A 23,116-nucleotide genomic window follows, 5' to 3' on the forward strand; every position below is an offset into this window, starting at 1 on the left:
GTGTGCGGATCGCCCGCGAGCTCGCTCCTCGGGTGTTGTCGGAGTATCTACGCGCGGGAGTCTTCGACGACGGCGAACTCGGCGCCCGGGATGCCCGTGATCCGGCGCCCGACAACGCGGCGCATCCCGGCCGGACGATGACCCGTGCGGGTACCACCGGGCCGGAGTCCGCCGAAGCCTCGGCCGCGCAGGCCACACGGGCCCAGCAGTTGTACGCCGAGTACAGCAAACCGGTCCTGGCGCACGTGGTCCCTCGATCGGGCGGGGACCGGGAACTGGTCCGTACGGTGCTGCGGGATACATTCCTGCGCCTGGCCGGTGAGACCGGTGAGCAGGACGGCCGTACTGTGGATCTTCCCGGCCGGGCGGTGGAGTTCGCGCTGGTGGCGCTCGAATACGAGCAGTTCCAGCGGGGTTTCGACGAGTTCCGGCAGCGGATGTGGTCGGCTGCGACGACCGACCGGATCCGTACGGCGCTGGCGGCGGCCACCATGGCCCAGATGTGGCAGGCAGTCACCGAGCTGCCTGTTGCCTGGCGGCAGGCCACCCTGCTGCGATACCTGACCGGAATGGACTTGCCGACCGTCGTCGAAGTGATGGACCGCGACGGCCGACTGGTCGAGGCCATGCTGCGCGACGCCCTCTTGCAGATGTCGGCGACACTCGCCGAACAGATGGACGATGCGGCCGGCTCGCCGGTGTCGCAGCAGGCGCAACCGAAGAGGCGGCAGCCCACCTTGGCCGAGATCGCGCGTGCGGCCGGGGTCAGCATCTCCACGGTTCACTTCGCGGTCAACCAGCGCGAAATCCCGAACATCTCGAAGGAGACCAGTGAGCGTGTCCGCCGGATGGCCGTGGAGATGGGTTATCCGGTCGGCGAGAAAGTCGACCGGGCGCCCGGGGTCCGCCGGGCCGATACGCTGGTGGATCAGTCCGAAACGACCGGGGTGAACCTGAGCACACTCAGTCGTGCGCGTTCGGGCCTGCCGGTCAGCGAGAAGACCCGGCAGCGGCTGGCAGCGGCGGCTCCGGGTGACGGCGCAGCCGATAAGCCACGGGTCACCCTGGCCCAGGTAGCGCAGCGGGCCGGCACCAGTGTGACCACCGCCGGCCGAGTCCTGCGCAACGAGCCCCAACCTGCGGGCGTGACACAACGGGTGATGGCGGCGATTGCCGAACTCGGCTATGCGGCCAGCGTCTTTACGCGGCGTGCGCAGGAGCCCGCACCGCCGGCCCGGTGGAGTCCGCCGCGTCGCGGCGGTGGTCGCAGCAGCAGCCCGGGTTCCGACGGTGTCGACGCATTCGCAGAGCCCCGCGATCCGCGGGAAGATCTGGGGCTGCCGGCCCGCGGGCGCCGCGTATCGGGTCCGAGGTACGGACCGGAAGTCTTCTTCGCCCGCGACCCGAGAATCCCGCGCGGCGTCGGTGCGCGCGCGGACGAGCGGGCGCCGGGGGCCGACGGCGCGAACAGGAAGTACTCGGCCGGGCAGCTTCGGTCGGGCACCGAGAATCCGGCGGGATCGGCAGTCGACGGAACCGCACCGGCCGCGAACAGCCCGGCGTCGCGCAACAAGACCGGTCCGCGGAACCCGACCGCCCGCGAGATCGAGGTGCTGACCCTGCTGGCCGAGGGGCGGACCGACCAGGAAATCGCGACGGAGACAGGCACGTCCCCGAGCACCGTGCAGCGGCACCTGAGCAATATCCGCGGCAGGTTCGGTCCCGGGACGCCACGAGCGGAACTTGCGGCGCTGGTGGTTCGGGTCACCGGCCTCGCGCCGGCGGAACTCTCCCGGGAGACACTTCGGAAGTCACCGGCCCGTCCCGCAACGGCAGGTCCGGACGGTGCGCCCGCGCGCCGGCCGGCGCCCCGCTTATCGGCACGTGAAACCGAGATACTCCGAATGCTGTTGCGGAACAGAAGCTCGACGGAGATCGCGGCAGAGCTGGGGAGCGCACCGTCGACGGTCCGTACCCATACCCGCCGAATCCTGCGCAAACTGGGAGTTCGCGAACTCTCCGAGCTCGCGGCGGCCGCACAGTCGGCCGGTATCGACGTCTCGGGGCCGCGCAGCACCGTTTCTCCGGTCGGCGGCGACGGCTCGGCCGTCGCAGCGGCCCCCGCGCGCGACCGCGCACAGATTCCGCATGACCGACCCGATCGCGCGAACGCCGGTGCGCCGCCCACGCCGCCGACCATCGGGGACGTGATAGGGGGCCGGGGCCGGTCGGCGAGCGGAGCAGTGGCGGCCGGCCGCCGAGCTTCTCGGGAATCCGCCGGGGTGGTGGAAGTACGGAGTGGGATACCCGGTGGGCGAGCGGCGGAGGAACTGGCCGGCGCCCGTGCCGAGTTGAGTGCCCTGCTGGGAGTCGACCCGGCGCACCTGCGCTGGCCGAATCTGGTGCGTGAGGTGTTCGGCCAGGCCGATATGATGTTGTCGTTCCTGCCCGCGGACGAGTGGCCCGCCGTTGCCACCCCGCGCCGACTGGCCGAGCTGCGCAAACAGCTCGCATCCGGTCTTGTGATCGGTTCGCGTATCAATGCGTTGCAGGAAGTATCCCGGCGCTTCGAGGTCGGCGCCTGGCGTGCCGAGGCCGAGCAATGGCAGGCGGTCTGGGACGACGGATTGGCCGCATTGCTGAATTTCCATCAGGTGATGGATGCCGACGATCTCGCACATCCACTGCGCCGGCTGGGCGAGTTGGCCGGTGATTCCGAACTCGTCGCGCTGGCCGATGCCGCCGACCGGGTGATACGGCTGACCGAAGCGCTCGACGGCGCCGATCGAGCGGACCTCGATTCCGCCGCGCGGCGGCTCGATCGAGCTCTCGGCGAATTCACCGACTTCCGGGTCCGGGCCGCCGGCCTCACCCAGGAGGATCTGCGTTCGGCCCGGCAGCTACCAGGTGTGGACCAGCGACAGGAGTCGGCACAGGCGCTGATATCGCTGGCCGGGGTTATCGCGGCGGCTGGATCGGCGGATGCCGAACTGGTCGCACCGCTGCGGGGCTCGACCGCGGCGAATCTCACCGCGATGCACGCCTGGGCGGTGCTGGATCGGCTCGCTCTCCTGTCCGCGCAGCGCCGGGCCGAACCGGGACCGGCACAGCTGGAATCCCGGTGCGAGTCGTTCCTGTACATCCACGAGGCGCTGGTGGACACCCAGGCCAACCTGTGGCTCGGCGGTGAGATCAGGCGACTGACCACGATCCTGGCCGACTCGGGCCCTCTCGCGGTGTCCGCGGAAACGTTCGCGGGCCTGTCCGCGACGGGAAAGCACGCCGTCGCCCGAGCCGAGAACACGCGCGGGATCATGGCTTTCGGCAACACGGCCGACGCCTACGCCTACGCCGGGAGGTCGCTCGCCGCCCCGGAGGGTGAGAGCCGAACTCTGTCGCGGCCGATCGTGGTGGCGGCCGTATTGCCCGCGGGCCACGGTGCCGCCACCCGATCCCCCGGGTCGGGCACGTCCGCGGTCGTGGCCGAGGAAGGTCTGCGCTGGCAGCTGCTCAGGGAGCCGTCGGTGCGGTTCGCCGGACAATCACTGCTGTATCTGGAGATACCGGCCGGAACCCGGGTTCGGTGGGAGGACGGCCGGCAGTACCTGGAAGTGCACGACACCCTCGAATGGGAGACTGTACGTTCGTTCACCGACGACGATGGCCGGCAGCACACGTACGGGACCGCGAGGCAGGTAGTCGCTCCCCTGGAACGCGGAGGGGGAACGCAGCTCCCGTCGGGCGGAAGCCGTGGATCGATACCGGGGCCGGAGACCGGCTTCACCGAGGTGTCCGCGGGCGCTGGATGGAGGTCGCGGCGCGGATACTCCGACTTGTCGGTCTGGTATGCGCACGACAGGCGGCTCGGTCCGGACGCGTGGGCGGACGGAGAGCGCTACACAGGCCGCTCGCTCGAATCTCCGGACACCGGAGCTGCCACGGATGCCGAGTTGGTGACAGCTGTGATCGCGGGTGACGTGAGCGCTTACGAAGTGCTCTACGAGCGGTATCACCGGCAGGCGCGGCGAGTGGCGCTCGCAAACACGCGCAACGAGATGGATGCCGATGACGTGGTCTCGTTGACGTTTTCGAGTTTGCTGGGAACTTTACGGCGCGGCAGTAGACCGTCCATATCGTTCGCTGCCTATCTCGGCCGCGCCGTACGGAATGTCGCCGCAGCCTTCTACAAAGACAGCCGGCTCGTGTTCATCGACGAGCAGGACACGCTGGATCGGATGCACGCGGGCGGTACGGGTATCGAGGGTGCTGCCGTGGATTCGGACTGGCTCACCTCCGACGTGGGCCGTGCCTACCAGGCACTGCCCGATCGGCTTCGCACAGTGGTCCGGTGGGTTGATCTGGAAGGCGCCACTCCTGAGGAGGTGGCAGTTCGAACCGAGCTGCCCGTCGACGCGGTGCGGGATCTGCTCGAGGACGCGCATCGGCTGATGCGGGGTGAGCTCGTGCAGTCGAGTCCGGACCGTTCGGTTACCGCGCTCGGAGCGCACGGTGCGGAGCTCGCCGCCGTATTGGCCGACGGCGGTGTGTACGTAGCGGAGAAGGGTGGTCTCGGCGCACTGCTCCCGGCATTGTCGACGGCCCGGCGGACGCGGCCGGACGAACTTGCCGCGCTCGTCGATGCATTGAGCGAATACCAGCGGGAGCTTTTCATCCGATGGTTCCTGGGGCAGTGGCCCGACGAGATCGCCGGCACGGCGGGACCGAGGGAGTCCGCAGTACTCCGGTCACTGCGAGCAGCGGTCGGCGCCGTGGTCGACGGATTGGGTGGGCAGGCCCGGAACGATGGACCCGGACGGCACCGACCACGCCAGAACCCGCTCCTGCTGTATATCAGTGCGATCGTCGATGACAGTGCGGAACTGGTGACACCGGAGATTCTGTCGACCCTGACCGCATCCCAGCGCGAACAATTCGATCTCTACTTCGTGCAACGTGCCTCGTTGGTACATGTCGCAGAGCACTTCCGGACGCCGCCGCCGCGAATGCGGCAGCAGCTCATAGAGATCGCGTCGCTGGTCGCCGACCAACTGCCGAGCGCCCTCCGCGACCGATTTGCGCAAGTTGTCGATCTGCATCCGGTCACGCGTCGAGATATCGCCCGAGAAGCCGGTGTATCGATCCATGCAGTGAAGCGGGCGTTGGACGGTCGCCCCGGAATCGACGCGGGCATCGCGGAACACATCCGGGCCGTGGCGGAGCGGTTGGGCCGGCGACCGGGTGGTCGCGGCCGGATCGTCGCAGCGGCCGCTCCGCTGGACGATGGTACAGCGCCGCCGGTTCCGGTGGTCCGGGACGCCGGTTCGCGGCAGCAGCGCACCGAACGGCGGAGTGCGGAGCTACAGACTGTGCAGGGGGCGCATCCCGATGATCTCGCCCGTTGCATACCGAACCTGCTGGAGACGGACCGTGATCTGGCCCATCTGCTCTTCCAGCAACGAAGGACTGTTGCCGAGGTGGCCTCTCAGCTGGGTCGTAGCCGGGCGTCGATCAATGTGGCGCAGCGTGCGATCGCTCGGAATCTGGCCGGGTTGCTGGCCGGTGGTGTGTCGCTGAACGGCGCGGCGGCCGTGGATTTCGTCGAGCGTGCTCAATTGGACCATCCCGAGGTGCTGGCACCGTATCTGGGCGAGCTCTCCGGAACTCAGCGCAGGTATTTCGAGTGGTACTTCGTCCACGGACGCGGCGTCGCCGAAATCATCGGTCTCAGTGGACGATCGAAGCAGGGAGTGCGTACCGCGCTGAAACTGTTAGCCAACAGCCTTACGCTCCGGATCGACCCGGATTTCGTCGAGCGGTACGCGGATACTCCTGTCGCGGAGTGGGTACGCGCTGCCCAGGCCGGCGACAAGAGGGCTTTCGATCGGCTGTCCGCACGCTACGCCCACCGTATGTTCCTGCGAATCCTGCCGGCCGGTCAGGACAGACCCGAGGCGGAGGAAATCCTCGAATCGTCCCTGCGCCGCGCACGACGCGAACTGCATCAGCTGCAAGCAGGGCAGGATGTCGGGGCCTGGTTCACGGCGGTGGCGGTCGAGACCGCCGGCCGGAAGGCGGCCCGCCATTACGCTGCCACGGTACAACCGGGAGGTTGGGAACTGCTCGTTGCCGAGGCGGTGCAGCGGTGGCAACCGACGGCGCTGGCCTCATTGCGAACGTACCTGACCCCTGGTCAGCGGACCTGTTTCGACATGTACTTCGCCGAGGGTAAGACCGTGGCGCAGATCGTGCAGGCCACCGGCCGGACGAAGTCGACGGTGACCTCGCAACTGCGCCGGACAGCCGAGGTGCTGATGGAGCATCTGCCACTCGGGCTCTTGATCGAGTACACGACCGCAGGTCGTTTGAACCGAGTGACAATGGCGGATGTCGGCGCGGAGGCGGGTGTGACGCGGGAAACCGCGCATCGGATCATGGCGGGGACTTCCAACGCTTCGAGTGCGGCGGTGGGGCGAGTCCAGGCGGCCGCGGCCCGGGTCGGATGGTCGGCGGAACGGCCGGGCGTGGTGATCACGGCGGGGCTCGGACGACCTTCACCGATCCCGGTCGTGCGGACCGCGGAGGATGGTGGGTATCAGCATCGCCGCGGGCAAGCGCTGCTGCGTATCCGGGCAGCGGATCGAGCGGATGTCCGGGCGGTGATAGAGCTTCTTCCGCATCGGCTCAGGACCAGTGCCGCCTTATTGTTCGTCGATCACAAATCGCCGGGTCAGGTGGCATACATGCTCCGGCGTCCACTCAGCGAGATCGAGAATCAGCAGGATCGGCTCGCGCCCCGGGTGGCGGCGGCCCTGTCCAACGGTGTGCTCCTCACCGACGCGACAGCCCTACTGCTGATCGAGGTCGTATGGTCCGACGACCCCGATGCGATCTCGAGCAGCCTCGGATTCCTCTCGCCCGCGCAGCGATCCGATCTGGCACGCTATCTGGCCGGCCGCACCATCGAACAGATTTCGCAGGCACGCGACCGGGACGTCTCCACGGTCGAGGCGCAGCTGTATCACAGTGCCCATCTGCTTTCCGGCCTGCTCGATCCGGATACCGTGCGCTACATCGCCGGCCGCGGCACACTGCGACGGGTGACGCTGCGCGACGTTGCCCTTGCCGCCGGAACCAGCTATACGACTACGCAGCGAGTACTGCATGGCCGCGGCTACGTCGATGCCGATGTTGCGCACCGCGTCCGGATGGTGGCCGAACGATTCGGCTGGTCGGCTGAACGCCGTGGGATCGTGATCGAGACCGCTACCGGGGTCGAGGCGGCTTACCGGCGGCAGCCGTCGTCTCTCGAGGAGAGGAGCGCGCAAGGATCGAAGGCTTCGGTCGAGGTGGCGGCCGGACCGCCCACGCCTGGCGCGGTTCCCACCGCCGAGTTGCCCACCGCAGCGGAAAAAGCATCAGTGCACGCAAAATCCGCCGCACTCGGTGGACCGGAACTCGACCTGGTCCGCAACACCCCACCGGACACGGTACGGCTTGCGGTCCGGAAGTTCACGACTCGCCATCGTGAGTTCATCCGGCTGCGGTTTCTCGTCGAGCGGCCGCTGTCCATCCCGGACATCGCGAAACAGATGGGGATGTCGGAGGCGGCCGCGGGAACTCTGCAGGACCGGTTGGTCCCGAAGATCGCGACAGCGCTGACCACCGGCGAAGTCTCCACTGTCGGGGGACGGGCGCTGGCACTGGTCATGTCGGAGTGGCTGGATGCTCGACCCGCGTTCCGGCGTGCCTTACGGAAACTGCCGGCCGACGAGCGCAAGACCATCGAGTTGCGGATCGTTGAGGAGAAGACCCGTGAGCAGATGGTGGCTGCTCTCGCGGAAACCGGGCGCACCCCTCAGGGGCTCGCACAGCTGTACAAGCAGGCGGTGCGTCATCTCGCCGAGGAGATCACCGGCTTCCACCGCCGCCTTCCCGGCGACGCGATGGAGCGGATCGAGGCGGCCGAACGCCACGACCGACAAGCGTTCGAGCGATTCGTCCGCGACCTGAGTCCGGACGCGGTCAGCGACGACGAGCGGCGATATCTCGAATTGCGCTACCTCGACCGCGCCGCACCGGACGATATCGCCGCCGCCTTGGGCAAGACCACGAACTCGGTCAATCAGCTGCGGCGCCGCGCGGTGGTAAAGCTGGCGGATCTGCTCGTCGCCGATCTGCTTCCCGGCCCGGCCGCTACCAAATACACGGTTCTCGATACCGTCCGCCCGGTCACGGCCGCCGATGTCGCGGCCCTCGCCGGCGTGAATGTCAGCACCGTGCACCGCGTGTACCGCGGTGTGTTCGCTTCACCCGAGGTCAGCGCGGCGATAGATCGGCTCGGCTTCCGGGGCCGGCCCTCCGGAACGCCATCGTGGTCGTTGCCGGTCCCCACCGCACCGCATACGACAGGTACCCGGGCCGCGCCGCCGGTCGTGGCGGCCGACGGGGGCGGTGAGTACGCCGCGCCCACCGATTCGACCGGTGCGCGCGATGCGGGGCATGTCGCCAATCTGTGTGGACAGCTGGTGCTGGCCCGTTTGCCCTGGGTGGACCCCGGCCGGATACCCGAAGCCGTCGGTGCGCAGGGTTTGGGGGTCTCGCGAATCGTGCAGGTCGCCGGCGCCGGACCGGAGCATGTCCGCCGGCTCGCGGTGGACGACCCGGATCGACCGTACTCGGGTGTCGCGCAGGCGCTGAGCTCACTTCCGGAGGCGGTGCGCGAGGGTGCCTCGGCGCTGGTGTTCGTGGGCTCCGACGAGGCCGACGAGTACGGTGTGGCCGGGCACGTGTTCCGTGCGGTGTACCGCGACGGCGAGGTGCACCGCGAAGATCCAGGCCTGGATGTTTTCGCTCCGCTCGAGGGCACGGTCGGGCCGTGGGACCTGGAGGGCGCGAACGGTCTCTGGATGGTCGCGTTCGACGCCGCCGGAGAACCCGTCGTGCTCCCCGGGGCACCGGCCGACGCCGCGGAACTCGAATTCGCGGTCGGTCTGTCGCACGATACGGTCGGTGACCAGGTGCTGTCGGTGCTCGACGAAGCCGGGGAGCAGTGGCGGAAGATGCTTCCGCACACGGTCAAGGTGCGGCATGTGTCGAGCATGGCACCGGGCCTGGCCGGGTCCTATTCGCTGGCCGAACTGGTGAACCGCGTGCTCGCCACCGGCGCGAACCTGCTGACGCAGGCAGTCACCCTGGTCCACGAAAACGAGCACGGCCGGGACGCCGAAGAACTACCGATGCCGGACCCGTACACGATGCTGCGCGGCGAGTACGTGCACGCGATTCTGCGCTGGGAAGCGAGAGCGTTCGCACGGGAGGCATCCTTCGCGGAGGTGCTGAAGTCATCCGGGTACGACCTCGAGGAGGACGATCGGCACATCGTCTACCACGAGGCGCACAGTAAGGCGATCCGGGACGCGCGGCGGGCCGATCCGGATGTCTCCGAGGCCGACCAGCTGGCGATCGGTTACCGGGCCGGTGTCCGCGCACTGGAAGTCTTCCTCGCGGTTCCCGACAAGGTGACGAAGCTGTTCGGCTCGCCGGCGAAGCTGGCGGAGTTCTGCGCGGCGCCGGAAAAGCTGGACGAACTCGTCCCCGGCGAGGCATTCGGGAACCACCCGCGAGAAGCGCGCGACAGGTTGGCGACGATGATCGCCTCGCCCGAGAACCTGCGGGCATACCTCGAGGCGCCGGAAGCACCCGACAGTCGTAGCTCCACAACCGGGTATCTCGGCGAACCCAGCGAATATGTGAAGGTCGCCCGCCGGAATTGGCTCGCGGCGCGCACCGCGCACGGAGTCGAAACCCGCCATACGCCCACCACCCCCGAGAGCGCGGACGAGATCCGGCGGTCGGCTATGGCCCGGACCGCCGCGGAACGAGACCTCGCGGTGCTCGATCGGGCGATCGGCCGAGATATGGAGCGTCGCAGGGAGCGCCCGGCCGATCCGCAATCTCCGGCCGATCAGCGTCGGCGCACTCACGCCGACCTGCAGTTCCGCGATCTGGTCGCGTGGCGTGCGATCGTGGCCCGGGATGCGGCCGCAGCGCAGGCGGCGGCGGCCGCGGCCGCCGCGCGGGACGTACTCTCCGCCATGTTGCGGCACGAGCCCGGGATGTTGCTGACCGACCATGTGGCAGTGGTCGGCGGCAATTGGCCGCGCCTGGTCGTCGTCGCCGGCGAGGCCGGTGGTCACCAGCAGAAACGTGATGACGCGATCGCCGCTCGTCCGGAGCTCGGGGAGCTGGCCGATCTCGAGTGTGAATTCTGGTCCGCCTCCAGTGACTGGGACGGGAGGGTGTGGGTCGAGCGGGCCGGAGATCCCGAGACCCGTCCTCAGCCGGCCCTGCCCGAGGTCCCCTGGCTGAACTTGGCCGATCGGGCCGGAAATCAGCGGATTCACCGGGCCCGGCGCCTGATGCGGGAGACCACGAACGGTCGCCGGGCCGATCGAATCCTCCGTGACCACGAGATCGTGCTGCTGCTGGAAGCATATGCCGACGACCGTTACTACCCGGCAAGAAAAGTCCAGGTGCTCGATGCCGGCAACTCCGACACCGAACTCGCCGCGGCCCTGACCGCCTGCGCGGTCCACGTGCTGGAGGCGCGCCGGTCCGCGAAAGGCAGTGCCGCGCGTAAGTTGCTGCGGACGGATCGGTCGCGGTATGTGGAATCACGGCTGCAGGAGGAAGCCCGCGCGCAGGCGGAACGTGCCGAGACCTTACGGCAGCTGCGAGAATTCGGTTACGACAGCGAGCCCCCCGGTCCGCTCGAACGTGTTTACACCGCGGCCTACCGTCACGTTCTCGGCGGGGTGGGGGCCGGCAGAACCCCCTCCGAAACGGAGATGGCTCTCGCCCGGCAGGCCGGTACGACCGCGTTGGAGCCGCTCCTGAGGAGTACAGGGCCTCGCCTGTCCGCTCCCACCTTCGCCGACTTCTACGGATGGGCCTGGGACGACGCGAACGGTTACCCGCGCGCCCAATCGGAGCCGGAGGAGCAGGCTGCGGCGGATGTACCGGAGGAAGGGCCGGGCGTCGCATTCGATTTCGAGGATCGGCTCCGGAATCTGGTCGCGGAGACGAGGCGGGCCGAAGAACTCCGCGATCGCGCGCGTGCGGAGCTGTCCGATTTGTCGGACGAAGAATTGGCGGCGCTCACTCCGGCGTCCGGTGCGCTGGAACTGCTCTACCGGGCCACCGATCCGCGGAGCCGTGCTCAGGTCTCCCGGATCGAGGAGTACCACAGGTGGGACGGGCGGATCGATATGCTCGCGTCCGCGATCGACGCCTACGAGCGCGCCTCCTACCAGGGGGCCATGTGTGAGTTGCTCGCCCACGAACGGTCGCTCGATCCCGCACACCTGGTAGCGGGATCGCCGTTGCCGAGCCGATTGACTCGCGAGCGAGACGAAGCGTGGGGCGAGCTGGCCCGGTTTTTGGGCATCGAACGAGAACGGCTGACCCTGGATCAGCTGCACAACCTGCTGGGGCAGGCACAGCAACAGCAGCGTGCACCGTTGTCGCCGGACGATCCGCGCAGGTTCCTCTTCGCCGATCGCACGGCCGAGTTGTGCGCACGGGTTCTGACGGTGGATCCGATCGTCCGGGCCCTCGAGTCACTGGCCGACCTCTGCACGGAGGCGCAGAAACTCGACGCCCGTGCCCATCCGGACGCCGGCCGGCCCGTCGATTCCGCGAGCCGGATCGAGGCAGCGCTTTCCCAGGTGCCGGGCCTCGACGAGCACACCAGGGGCGCCGTGACCGGGCTGCTCGGCGCGGCGCTGGAACGCCCGGGCGCGCGCCTCTGGCCGGTCGAACCGCGGGGCACGGAGCAATTGATCCAGGTTCGCGACGCCGACGGCGGCACATTGCTCGATATCCGGATGGCGCCGGGCACGACGACGGTCCACCTGGCCCTGCGACGTGACCGGCCGGACCGCGTCCTATTCGCCCAGACCCTGATTCCCCGATTGTTGACCGGGTGGCCCGAACAGCAGATCGACACAGTGTTCGCCCAGGTCGTCGAACGGTTCGCCGGGATGAACCGGCCCAGTGGCGGCCGGCTGATCGGAGCCGACGCCACCTTCACCGCGGAGCTCTCCGGCGCGCGTGGCGCGCGCGCCCTCGATGTCACCGTCGCGGGCGGTGCCGGCAATCTCGCCTTGTACTTCGACGAAGAGGCGGCTGCCCGGTCCGGCGCCACTCCGTCCGCCGGTGCAGTCGTATCCGAAGCTACCGAAGGTGTCGCCGAGTACACTCGTGCGGCCGATTCCGACCGCGCGGCCGACCTCGGGGCGCCACCGGCGCGACCTACCCTCGGAGACATAACGGGAGGCCGCGGCCGGTCGGCGACAGGAACAGTACAGAAGACCCAAGCGCAAGATGGTACGTCGAGACCGGGCGCCGAGACGATGTCACGGGAGCCTGCCGACCGCAGGCCCCGTCACCCACAACCGAATCCGGCCGTAGGTGTCCCTGCCCCGGCAACCGCGGCCGAGCCCCCTGGTGTGGAACCCGTCGCCGGTTCCGCGTCGGCGAGCCGTGTGCGCCCGCCGACCGCCCCGGCGGAGGTTCGCGTAGTGCTCGGTCAGCTCGCCCGCAGGTTCCGGTTCAGCAAACGCGGGCGCGTGCGTTTCCTCGGCGGCGGCATGGAACGTGCCGAAGCCGAGGCGTTCGAGGCGCAGTTCACCACCCTGCGGCCACAGTTCGAGGCCGTCGGTGCGCAGGACTGGTACATGCACACGCTGGACCGAGTCCGCCGCAACACCGAGACCGCGCCGCTGGCGCGGTATGCCAACAGGTACGGCCTGGTGCCCGCGCGTGACGAGGAAGGCGAGGCCCTGCATCCGGACGAGGGCATAAACGGCCGCGTCGCTGCCGATGGCACCTTGTCTTTCGAGATATACGGTTCGGAGCGCACACCACCGGGCCGGACGATGTTCGAAGACCTCTGGAACGCAGTCGGCGGTGAGGTCACCCGTATCGGCGCCACCTGGCGGGCCGGGACCGGGCTGACCGACAACCTCGACACATTCAACCGCTGTATCAGCGAGGGGCTTTCGATCAGCGAAGCCGCGCTCTCCACGTGGACCGGGAAAATGGCCGCGCGCCGGGGGCTCACCGAGGTGATCGTCGTCGCCTTGAACGGCCCCGAAGGCGCCTACGACGACGTGCGGCTGTTGTTCGTGGCGGAAGGCACGCCGGACCGGAACACAGTGGCAGTTCCCGACGACGGTGCCCGGACCGACCCCCCCATGGCCCCGGCGGTTGAGACCGGTGAGATCGTGCGGCCGGCGGCCGAACCCGACGAGGAGATTGCCGCCGTATCCCCGGTCGGCGAAGCCGATGTGCCGCGAATTCCGCGCGCCCGGGTCGTCGGCTTGGCGCAGCTGCTGCGGGACCGCGCGGCGGCCGCGGAATCCGGCGTCGCGGACACTGGCACCGACGGAATTCGACCGGAGGATATCCTCCACGCCGAACTCGCGCTCTATCACGTGCTGGAGGCGGTGCGATCCGGGCTCGACATCTCCGGAGAGGACCTGCTGGAACATGTCGCCGGCCGGGTGCACGACGGGTGGCTCCAGCGCAATTGGCGGACCGCCGCGCCGGAGCACCGGTTACCGTACACGGACCCGGCGTTTCCGGAACAGCGCCGGGAACTGAACCGGGATATCGTCCGGACCGCCCGTGATTTCGTCGACACCCTCGACACCGTCGCCCCGGTGTCGTTCGACGAGTGCGCGACCGCCGCCGACGTGGCGGCGGAACTGCGGCGCAGGCAATTCGTGGAAGTGGTCGGCTTCGATCTCCCCGGTCTGGCGGTGGAGACCGCCCGGGAGTACGCCCGCGCGATCGATGAGTTGCTGACGAAGTATCCGCATGTCCAATTGCACCGGGTCGGTTTCGGGCCCGCCGGTGGCGGGAGAATGTTCGCGAAGGTCGACAATGTTCCCGGCGATACCGCGAGCTACCCGTACACACGTTCGCTGCTGCTCAGCGATTCGATTGTCACGATGCCGGATATGGTCCGCAGTGCCTGGTCGTCGATGGTGGCGGCCGGGAAGGCCGTCGGCCGCGCCGATCGGCCGATCGCAGGACTGGTGCTGCGAGAATTCGGCGATCTGCTGGACAACGCCGGCCGGCAGGTGGCACAGGACCGGGCGAAAGGGGTCGCCCTGCATGTCCACCACGGCTCGACCCTCCAGGACATGGTCGAGGCACGGCGGGCGGACTTCCGAGGCTACGGTGTCGGCCGGGATGGAGAGTTCGACTCCTTATCGGCGATAACCGGTGCCTTCGCCGCCGGGGAGCGGGAGCCCGCCGGCATGTCCCGGGGCGAGAAGGCCCTGTACGAGCTGGTGACGAGCGAAGCAGAGAACGCTGTCGCGCGCTATCACGAGCGGTGGCGCCTGACCGCCGCATATCGCCCGGTAGGTCCCGCGGAACAGCAGCAGAAGCTGGCGCTGCTCGCGGCGGTCGAAGCAGAGCACGGTGTCCGGCTCATCGGCGCCGACAACCCCGGGATCGGCCTCGACACCACGCGTCAGCTCATCGATTCCGTCCGGTATATGACCGATGCGTTCCAGGTGCTGGATGTGTCGGATCTCCGGGTGGAGGAGCAGTCGGCGAAGCTTTTCGCCACGGCGGGGCCGAACGGTATCACCTTCAACGAACTGTGGGTGACCGCTCCGGAACTGATGCGCGCCGAAGCGGCACGTGCGAAGTCGCTCGGAGCGAAGAGAGGTGATCCGGAACGTCCGTTCTACACCACGGGTGTGCACGAGCTGACCCATGTGCTCCGGCGGACCCTGACCGGAGTGGGCTCGGATATCCTCACCGTTCTGCGGGAGTACTTCACGGACAAATACGGACCGGACGGTGATCCGCGATTCGACGACTGGCTCCGTGCCCAGTTCTGCGAGTACGGATTCGAGGAGAACCGGCCGCGCCCATCCGAGAACGCCGGGTCGGTCGTGCAGAAATGGATAATCGATCCCGAAGAGGTCGAGGCCGAGGCGGTCGTGGCCACCGATGTCGAAGTTCCCGGCTCGGCTCCCACCGAGGGGGAGCTGGTCGTCCGGGCTCATCTCGCGGCGCTGGACGAGGCCGAGGCCCGCCGTCGCGGTCTGTCGCCTCGGGACCCGGTGGCCGCCGAGACTTTCGCAGCAGAGCAGGCGACAGCGAAGTCGGCTACCTCTGATGGCAGCCCCGCGACACGACCGGCTGTGGCGGTCGCTGTCGGGGACGAAACCGGGACGCGGGCGGATTGCGTGGCGCGGGCCTCGGAGGACTACTGGGCGACACTGGGAGTCGCGGGCCCGGCGGGTGTGCACGAGCCGGGCCTGGGTGGGGTGCTGCTGAAGGATGTGGCCGGGGTGGTCGGTGCGGGCTGGGACCCCGGCATCACCTCGCTACAGCAGGCGAAGGATCGGGTGGCCCGGACCGGCAAGCCGATGATCGTCGTGGTCGTGTACGCGGGTGCGGAGGGGGAAGCACCGCGTTGGGGGCACGCGGTGAATGTGAAGCGGGCGGCCGATGGCTCGGTGGTGGTGCACGAATCCGGCGTGGACGAGACCGAATGGTCGCCCTCGGCCCCGGTGGCCGCGGTTCTGGGTATGCGGATCGCGGAGGGGCCACAGGATCGGGTCGTGACGGAACTCCCGGAGCATGCCCGGGGGCTCGAGGAGGTACGGGTCGGACTCCGGGCGGGGCTGGCCGCGCTCGGCCCGGAGACCTTCGCGCGAGTGGATGCCGCCAAAAAGGAACTCGCCGCGCTACCCGGCTTTTGGTACATCGACGACCTGCCGATGCCCGAACCCGGAGACACCTTCGGCGCTGAGTGGGTCAGTAGGCGGGGGGAATGGCTGAGCGCGCTGTTCGACGGGAAATTCGACGAACTGCGCGAAATCGAATTCACCGACAAGGACTTGCTCGAACTCGGCCGGATCGTCGAGCGCTTCCCGGTCTACACGACGCTCGCGTTGATCGTCGCGGCCGGACTGTCGGTCGATCAGCTGCTGCACATTCGCAAGATGGGCTGGGGGCAGCTGTTCATCCGGCAGACGAAGATCACACAGGAGGGTGAGACGACCGGCGTCTGGAAACTCCGGACCATGCGGAAGGGCAACCCGCTGGAACCGAGCAGCCGGGAGATAAAGGACAAGACCACCCCGGCATCGCGATTCGCGCGCGCTACCTCGCTCGACGAGTTGCCGCAGCTGCTCGCGATCGCGGCCGGAACGATGCAGTATCTATCCGGCCGCCCGCTCCTGCAGGAAGACCACGAAAGGATGAAAACCGTACTCACTTCCGAGGAGTACGAATTCTGGAACGATCATCTGAAGAACGACCTGTGGTCGGCGCTGCATTTCCCGGGTTGCCGATCGCACGAGCCCGAGAGTGAAACGTACCTGCGGGCACGGTATCTCGCCGCCTATATCTGGTCGAATATCGGTAGTAGAGCCGCCCAGGAATACATGATGAGGGTCGTCGACCGCTATCTGGCCGGCGTCGTCGCATCGGAGGCGCCGAACCTGCTGATCGGCACTGTCGAGGACATTCTCCGGGGCATGGCCGGCCTGCTACCCGGCAGCTCGGGGCAACAGCTGCTGGACGCTGCGGATGGCGTGGCCGGTGGTCCGTTCCGGCACATCGCACAGACGATGCGAGGCACCGCGAACCGTATTGCGAACCTGGTGTATCCGATGCCCGGCGAGCCCGAAGCGGACGATTTCGAGCGGAAGAAGATGCTCGCGGCGATCGACCTCGTCGAGGGCGAGATCGCGGGAACCGACGGTTCGACGCCGGACCCGGGCAACGGAACCGAAGGAACGAGAACCGAACCGGAAGCGGAGTCGAGGAACGGCCGCAATTCGCGGGCCGACGAGACTGCTCGTTCTGCGCCGGCACCCGGAACGCACGACGAAGGACTGTACTTCCCGCCCGCGGTCGACGGGAACATAAGCCTGCTCCGGGCGGAGGATGTACTGGATTCGAGTCGACTCGTCCGCCAACGGGACCATGTCGTCGCGGGTGTGGTCACTTCCGCGACGGTGTCGACCGGCGCGGCCTCCGAGATATCCCTCGACCTCGAGGCCGTCGAGGTCGAGGGGTCTTTCCATCCGAATATCGAGCAAGCGCTCGGCGGACCCACCCTGCTGCACCTCCAGGTGGGCGAGCTCGCCCTGGAATGCAAACTCTGGTATCGAATCTTCGATTCCGGACGAATCCAGGTGCTCGTCTTCTACAAGGACGCGCCCGATACGACCGACACCGATTTCCGCACGCTGACCAGAGCCGTCGATACCGCGTTCCGCGGCAGGTTTCCCGGCTCGTCGATAGAAGTCGAGGAATATCGGGACGACGGAACGGATTTCCGGCGACGCCATATCGACCCGGAGGAAACGGCGGCGTCTCGCTCGGAGTGGCACCTCATCGAGGGAACGCGCAACCCTCGGCATCGCCGGGCCGCCCTGACCGTGGGTTCGGCGGGACAGCCGGACGAGGTCCGGGCCCGGGGCGCGCGTACCGCCGCCGACGGGGTGTTCGGTCTGCTGAGTGAATGTGGCTGGGGCGATCCGGATCTGCTCGGCACCGCGGAGGACGCCACCTTCGATCTCGTCGAGGAGGCGATGAGCGCCGGCGACGGCGAGGTTCGGGTGACCGTCACCGTGACCGGCCGAAACCGCCCCGTCCTGGTGGAGGTCGCCGACAACAGCGTCGCGGAGCCGTCCCCGAGCGACCTGCGGGGTATCGGCGACAGTGGATTCCGGATCCTGCCGGAAGGCGCCGGCCGGGTCCGCTGGTTCCGGGCCGGGCCCCAGGACGCGCGGGGGGCCGGGGCCGGGGGGCCGGCGATCTCTCCGGACGGTTCCCGTCGCGAACTCGCGCGGGACGCCGATCCGGACAGCGAGGGCGGCCGGGTGGTTCCCGACGGCCACACCGAGGAAGCCGGCGGAGTGAAACCGTCCCCGTGGTTCCCGTGGCGCCCAGGCCGTGTGCGGACCCGGCAGATGAACGACTGCGTGGCCGCCGCCGCCCGGTTTCTCTGGGCCCTGGGCAACGATCGGGCGGTCGCCCCCGCCGACGGGGCCCGGAATTGGCGGGCGCTGCAGACCGCCATCGACGCGAAGCTCCAACCGGTGCCCCTTGTCCGGACCGCGGCGGGTTCCGACCCGCTCCGCTTCGTCGCCGATGCCGTCACCGATCCGGCGAACGCGCTCGATTCCGCTGTCGTGCTCGTGGACGACGGCGAGCGGATGCACACCTACGTGGTCACCAATATCGCGGGAATCGCCTTCGTCCACGACACCACGGTCGACCGGGCGGGCGTGGAGCCGGATCCGGCGGGCGAGCTCGTTCCCAGAGTGCGGTCCGTGGACGATTGGGTACAGCCCTACAGCCGTGTCCACCGTGCCCACGTCGCCTACTTCACCACCGACGAAGCCGGCCGGCTCGAGGACGTCCATCGCGATACCCCCTGGGACACGGAGTGGGCGCCGCCGCGGGACGGGGAGATCACCGGGCCACCCACGGATCCGGACGAGCGCACACCGGAAGAGCCGGAGTCCGAACCGGAGGCTTCCGGCGAGCCGCACGGGCTCCGGGGCCGGTCGCCGAGCCCGTGGTCGACCGAATCAGGGCCGGACGGCGCGCCGAGTCGTACGACCACGCCGGGTGATGGGGATCGACCGGACCAATCGGCGCGGCCCCGGATCACCGGCCCGTCCGAGGCCGGCGCGCCGCCGACACCGGCGCATCGGGGTTCCTCCCTGCCGGAGGATCCCCCGCTCACCGCTGCCGAGATCGCGGGAGCCCGCAGCGCCGTGGCGAAACTGCGCGATCATCTCGGACCCGGCGCCCGGCCGGAATCGCTGATGGCCCCCGTCGATCCCGATGCCGTCGTGGACGGCGCGCGGGCGCGCGCGGGCGCGAACGCGCGCTGGTGGAATTCGCTGCTTCCGGCTGAACAGTGGGGTTTCCTCCGGATGCATCCGCACCTGACCGGGAATTCCGACGGAATCCCCTACACGGTGCGTGACCGGGCCAATCGTCTCTTCGTCACCCGGGAGCTGGAACGATTCCTGCGGCGCAGACCGGCCCGGGGCTGGCGCAGCCACGAATTGACAACCGAGGAACGGATCCATCTGCGCAACCTGCTCGAAACGCGCAAGCAGCTGGCCGTGATCGAACATGATTCCCGGGCGGTCGGCGTGGATACGGTCCAGCTGATCGTTTTCGACCCGCTCGCGTACGGGGGCAACGGCACGATCGCCGTATCACACGGTGACGCCGATGCCGCGCAGCTGGTCACCCGTCATATCGGTGGCGTGGGCGCCAGGCTGCGGGCGCTCCACAACCGTTCGACGTTCGTGCTGGCGCAGCTGGAGACGGCCATGCGGCTGAAACCCGGCGTCCCGATGGCCGCCATCAACGATATCGGTTACCGGCATCCCACCACCGCTTCCGAAGTCGGCAACCCGCTGCTGGCCGAGGTCGGCGGGTATGTGGTGGCCCGGGATCTGGTCTCCTACAACGCGACCCGGGAAGCGCAGGCCGCGCTTCCCGGGGGAGCGCCGACGCCGGCGCTGCACACTCTCACCGGCCACAGTTTCGGGTCGACCACCGTCTGCTACGCCGGGCAAGACGGGCGCCTGGCCGACGAGATCGATCAGATAATCCTGTCGGGGTCACCGGGGGCGGGTCCGATCACCCATGCCGAACAGTTCGGCATCGGCACGGGGAACGTGTACGTCATGGCAGCCTACCGAGATGTGATCACCTGGCTCGGCGCCGAGCATCAGGGCAAGGCCGGACGATTGTTCAATCGCGGCCTCGGCCCCGACCCGGCGGTCGCGGCCTGGGGCGGCCGCCGGGTCGAGGTGGTGCCGCCCGATCTCCCCGAATTCCACGGGCTCAAAGGCTTGAAGGCCGTGCACCAGGGTTACAACGCCTATACCGACCCCACTGCCCGCATCCCGGCGGTATCCCTGCTCAACTTCGGATTGATCACCGTCGGACGCGGAAGCGATACCTTACCGGCAACACCGCGCGGTGACTCTCCGGCCCGCTGGCGGCGTATCGCCGCCCTGCCGATCGACCCGGAGCGGGCCCGGCGCACCGGTGGCGGTCCGGTCGATCCGTCGCCCGGGGAGTCTCCCGCGCATACCGGGGCGGAATCCCCGGCCGGCCGGGAATCCGGCGAGGATCCCGCGGCTCCGGCGGAGTCGCAGGGCAATCCGTGGTCCGCAACGACAGCCGCGGACACCGGGGCAGCACGCAGTACACCGGCATCCGACGACGACATCGACGAACCGCTGTTCGTCGTAGCACCCGGTGCCCGCGACGAACTGCTCACCGGTGAACCGGCGTTCGCGGTGACACCGGCGGATGCGGTGGAGGAAGCCGGTGAAGAGGTCGAATACCAGGTCGCCGTCCACGCGGAGTTGCTGTCCCATCCGGACCTGGCCGGGCTGTTGCCGGCCGCGGCATACCGGGTGCGGGGTACCGCGGAAGGTACCGAGATCTCGCCCGAGTACGCGGCGGTATTGCGCCGGATCGCCGTGGCGCACGGTGAACACCATGAGGGAAACAACAATCGGGTGCACCTACTCGGTGACTACGCGGTGCGCGAGCCGAAACCCGAGGCCGTCTCCGCCGGGAATTCGCTGATCGCCGACTATCGACTGTGGCCGCACGAATATCGCACGGTCGAAGCCGTGGTGCGGACCGCGGTGCGGCTGGAGCTTCCCCATCTGGTCGCCCGGCTGCCGCAGATCCTGTACGTGGAGACCGACGACGCCGGTAACGTCCTGTACGAGATTCACCGGCGGATCGACGGGCAGCCGGTGAACCGGTTGTTCCTTCCGGAGGTCAGATCCCTGCTCATGGACCTGAAGCCGGTATTCCAGCAAGTGCCTGTACCTCAGGAACTCCTGCCGTTGCCCGAGGGCTATCCGGCGTCGGGTGATTCGACGGGCTTCTTCACGATGCTGGTCGATCATCTGGAGACGCATTATCAAGCGGCTCGGCGTGACCCGGTGGTGGGCCCGATGCTGCGCAGACTCCGACTTCCGGAGTCGCTGGCTCCCGGGCTCACCGCACTCGCCGCCCAGGTGCGTACCCAGCCCTTCCGGCTGCTGCATGCCGATATCACCCGCGCGAATATTCTCGGCATCGGGGGCGATGCCGCAGTCCTGGTCGATTTCGGCCTCGCGCTGTACGGTCCGCCCGATTTCGAATCCGCGGTACTGCTCCAGCGCGATCTCGACCAGGCCCCCGAGGGGTGGGACGTCCCTGCCGCACTCGGACCGTTGGTCGCGTTACTCGACGCGCAGCGGATCCTCAACGATCTGGCGCGTCTGGTTCGGCAGGCGGAATCTCCGGTTCGCGACTCCCTCCGAACGCACGTCACGGCGCACTATCTGTTCAGAGCGCTGCCGAGGTGCCAAGGTATCTGGCGGGATGACGGATTCACCGTGGCGAACGCTGTCGCCGTGATCGATGATCTCTTGCAGGTGATCGAGGACCGAGCCGCCGGTGATGAGTCTCCGCTGTACGTAACGGATGCAGCCGCCTCGATCGTGCGGTCCGATGCCGAGGCTGATTCCGAGGAGCCGGTATACATCGTCACCGAACCACCGGTCGAGCCGGAGTAGCGGTCGCTGGGGCGGTGCGGGACCAGAGCGGGCGACGGGACAGGGCTTCCGGCGGGCTTCCGGCGGGGCCGGCGCCGCCCGCTGTCGGCACGCGGTTGTCCTCGGGACGAGAGGTCACCACCGGCCTGCTCGTCCGGGACGGCGGCCGGTGAGCCGCTTCCGGGGCGCGGGCCCGCGGAGGTTGCCGCGATCCGGGGTCGGGTAGGCGGCGCGGGCGCGAATCGGGACAGTTGCCTGTTTATTGCGGAATCGGTCAGCGAATTCATCGCCTCGGCTCGGCGTGCCTGTTTGACCTGTGATCACACGGGTAGTTGCCGATATGTAGCCGAACGGGTTCGCGCAGACGAAATGCCGCCGGCTACAGGTAGGTGCGGCGCCGGTCCCGATCCACAGAAACGGGAGCGACGAGCACACCGAGCGGCAACGTCGTACCCGGCCACGAGCCGGAAACCGACCGGGCCGGATTCCGGTCGCGACCGCGCAACTCGGTTCGCCGGCCACGTATCGGACGAGAATCGAGGAAGAATGCCATGGCTCAACATGTGGAAGATCTGATCGGCGACGCAGTCTACGATCTCGGCGGCGCCAAGATCGGGAAGGTCAAACGGGTCTACGTCGACAACGCGTCCGGCGCGCCGACGTGGGCCTCGGTCAGTACCGGCCTGTTCAGTGAGGACTCTCTCGTACCGCTCGCCGGTGCACAGTTGCGTGACGACCCCGCGGAACTCCAGGTACGGGTGCACAAGGAAGCGGTGAAATCAGCGCCGCATCTGGCGCACGACGGCCTGATCACCCAGGACTCCGAGAACGACCTGTTCGTCCACTACGGTGTCGACCCCAACCGGTCCGGCTGGGAGGACTACGGGCGGCACGCGGGCCCACCCACCCGTGGCGAGGCATGGGCTACCGGGGACGCGGGGACCACCGGAAAAGCGGGGACCACCGGAAAAGCGAGGACCGACGGGAACGCGGCGACCACCGGGAAAGCGGCGACCACCGGCCGGGTCGCCCCCGATGCGACCGCACCCGACGGAGGCGACACCCGCCGCCCCGACTTCGTCGTGCGCTCGGAGGAACGCCTGAACATCGGCACCCGTCAGGAGGTGTCGGGGCACGCCCGCCTGCGGAAGTACGTGGTGAGCGAAGAGCAGACGATCACCGTGCCGACCAGCCACCAGGAAATACGGGTCGAGCGCGAACCGATCACCGATGTCTCGGCGCTGCCCGCCGACTTCGGTGATCAGGAGCAGGAGGTCACACTGCACGCCGACCGGGTGACAGTGGAGAAGGAGATGGTCCCGGTCGAACGGATCCGGCTGATCGTCGACCAGGTCCAGGACGAGCAGACGATCACCGAGACGGTCCGCAAGGAGCGGATCGAGATCGAGGGGATCGACCGCGACGACCAACACCGCCGCTGAACGCAACTGCCGGTGGGCCCGGACGGACCGGGCCCA

Annotated in this window: 2 protein-coding genes (1 of these 2 cut by a window edge); both read left to right on the top strand. The window is 68.5% G+C overall.

Annotated elements, in window-relative coordinates:
* Window positions 1-21,659: the 3' portion of a LuxR C-terminal-related transcriptional regulator gene (locus ABZV91_RS00380; RefSeq protein WP_355233395.1), read on the top strand. The gene continues 20,005 nt to the left of window position 1, outside the view; only the last 21,659 of its 41,664 coding nucleotides appear in the window; the start codon falls outside the window, past its left edge; it ends in the stop codon at window positions 21,657-21,659.
* A gap of 530 nt (window positions 21,660-22,189) precedes the next feature.
* A complete protein-coding gene (locus ABZV91_RS00385; protein WP_355233397.1) occupies window positions 22,190-23,080 on the top strand; it encodes a PRC and DUF2382 domain-containing protein in 891 nt (296 codons plus the stop codon).
* Window positions 23,081-23,116 lie beyond the last annotated feature (36 nt).

This window comes from Nocardia sp. NPDC004568, from assembly GCF_040609955.1.
Classification (GTDB): Bacteria; Actinomycetota; Actinomycetes; order Mycobacteriales; family Mycobacteriaceae; genus Nocardia.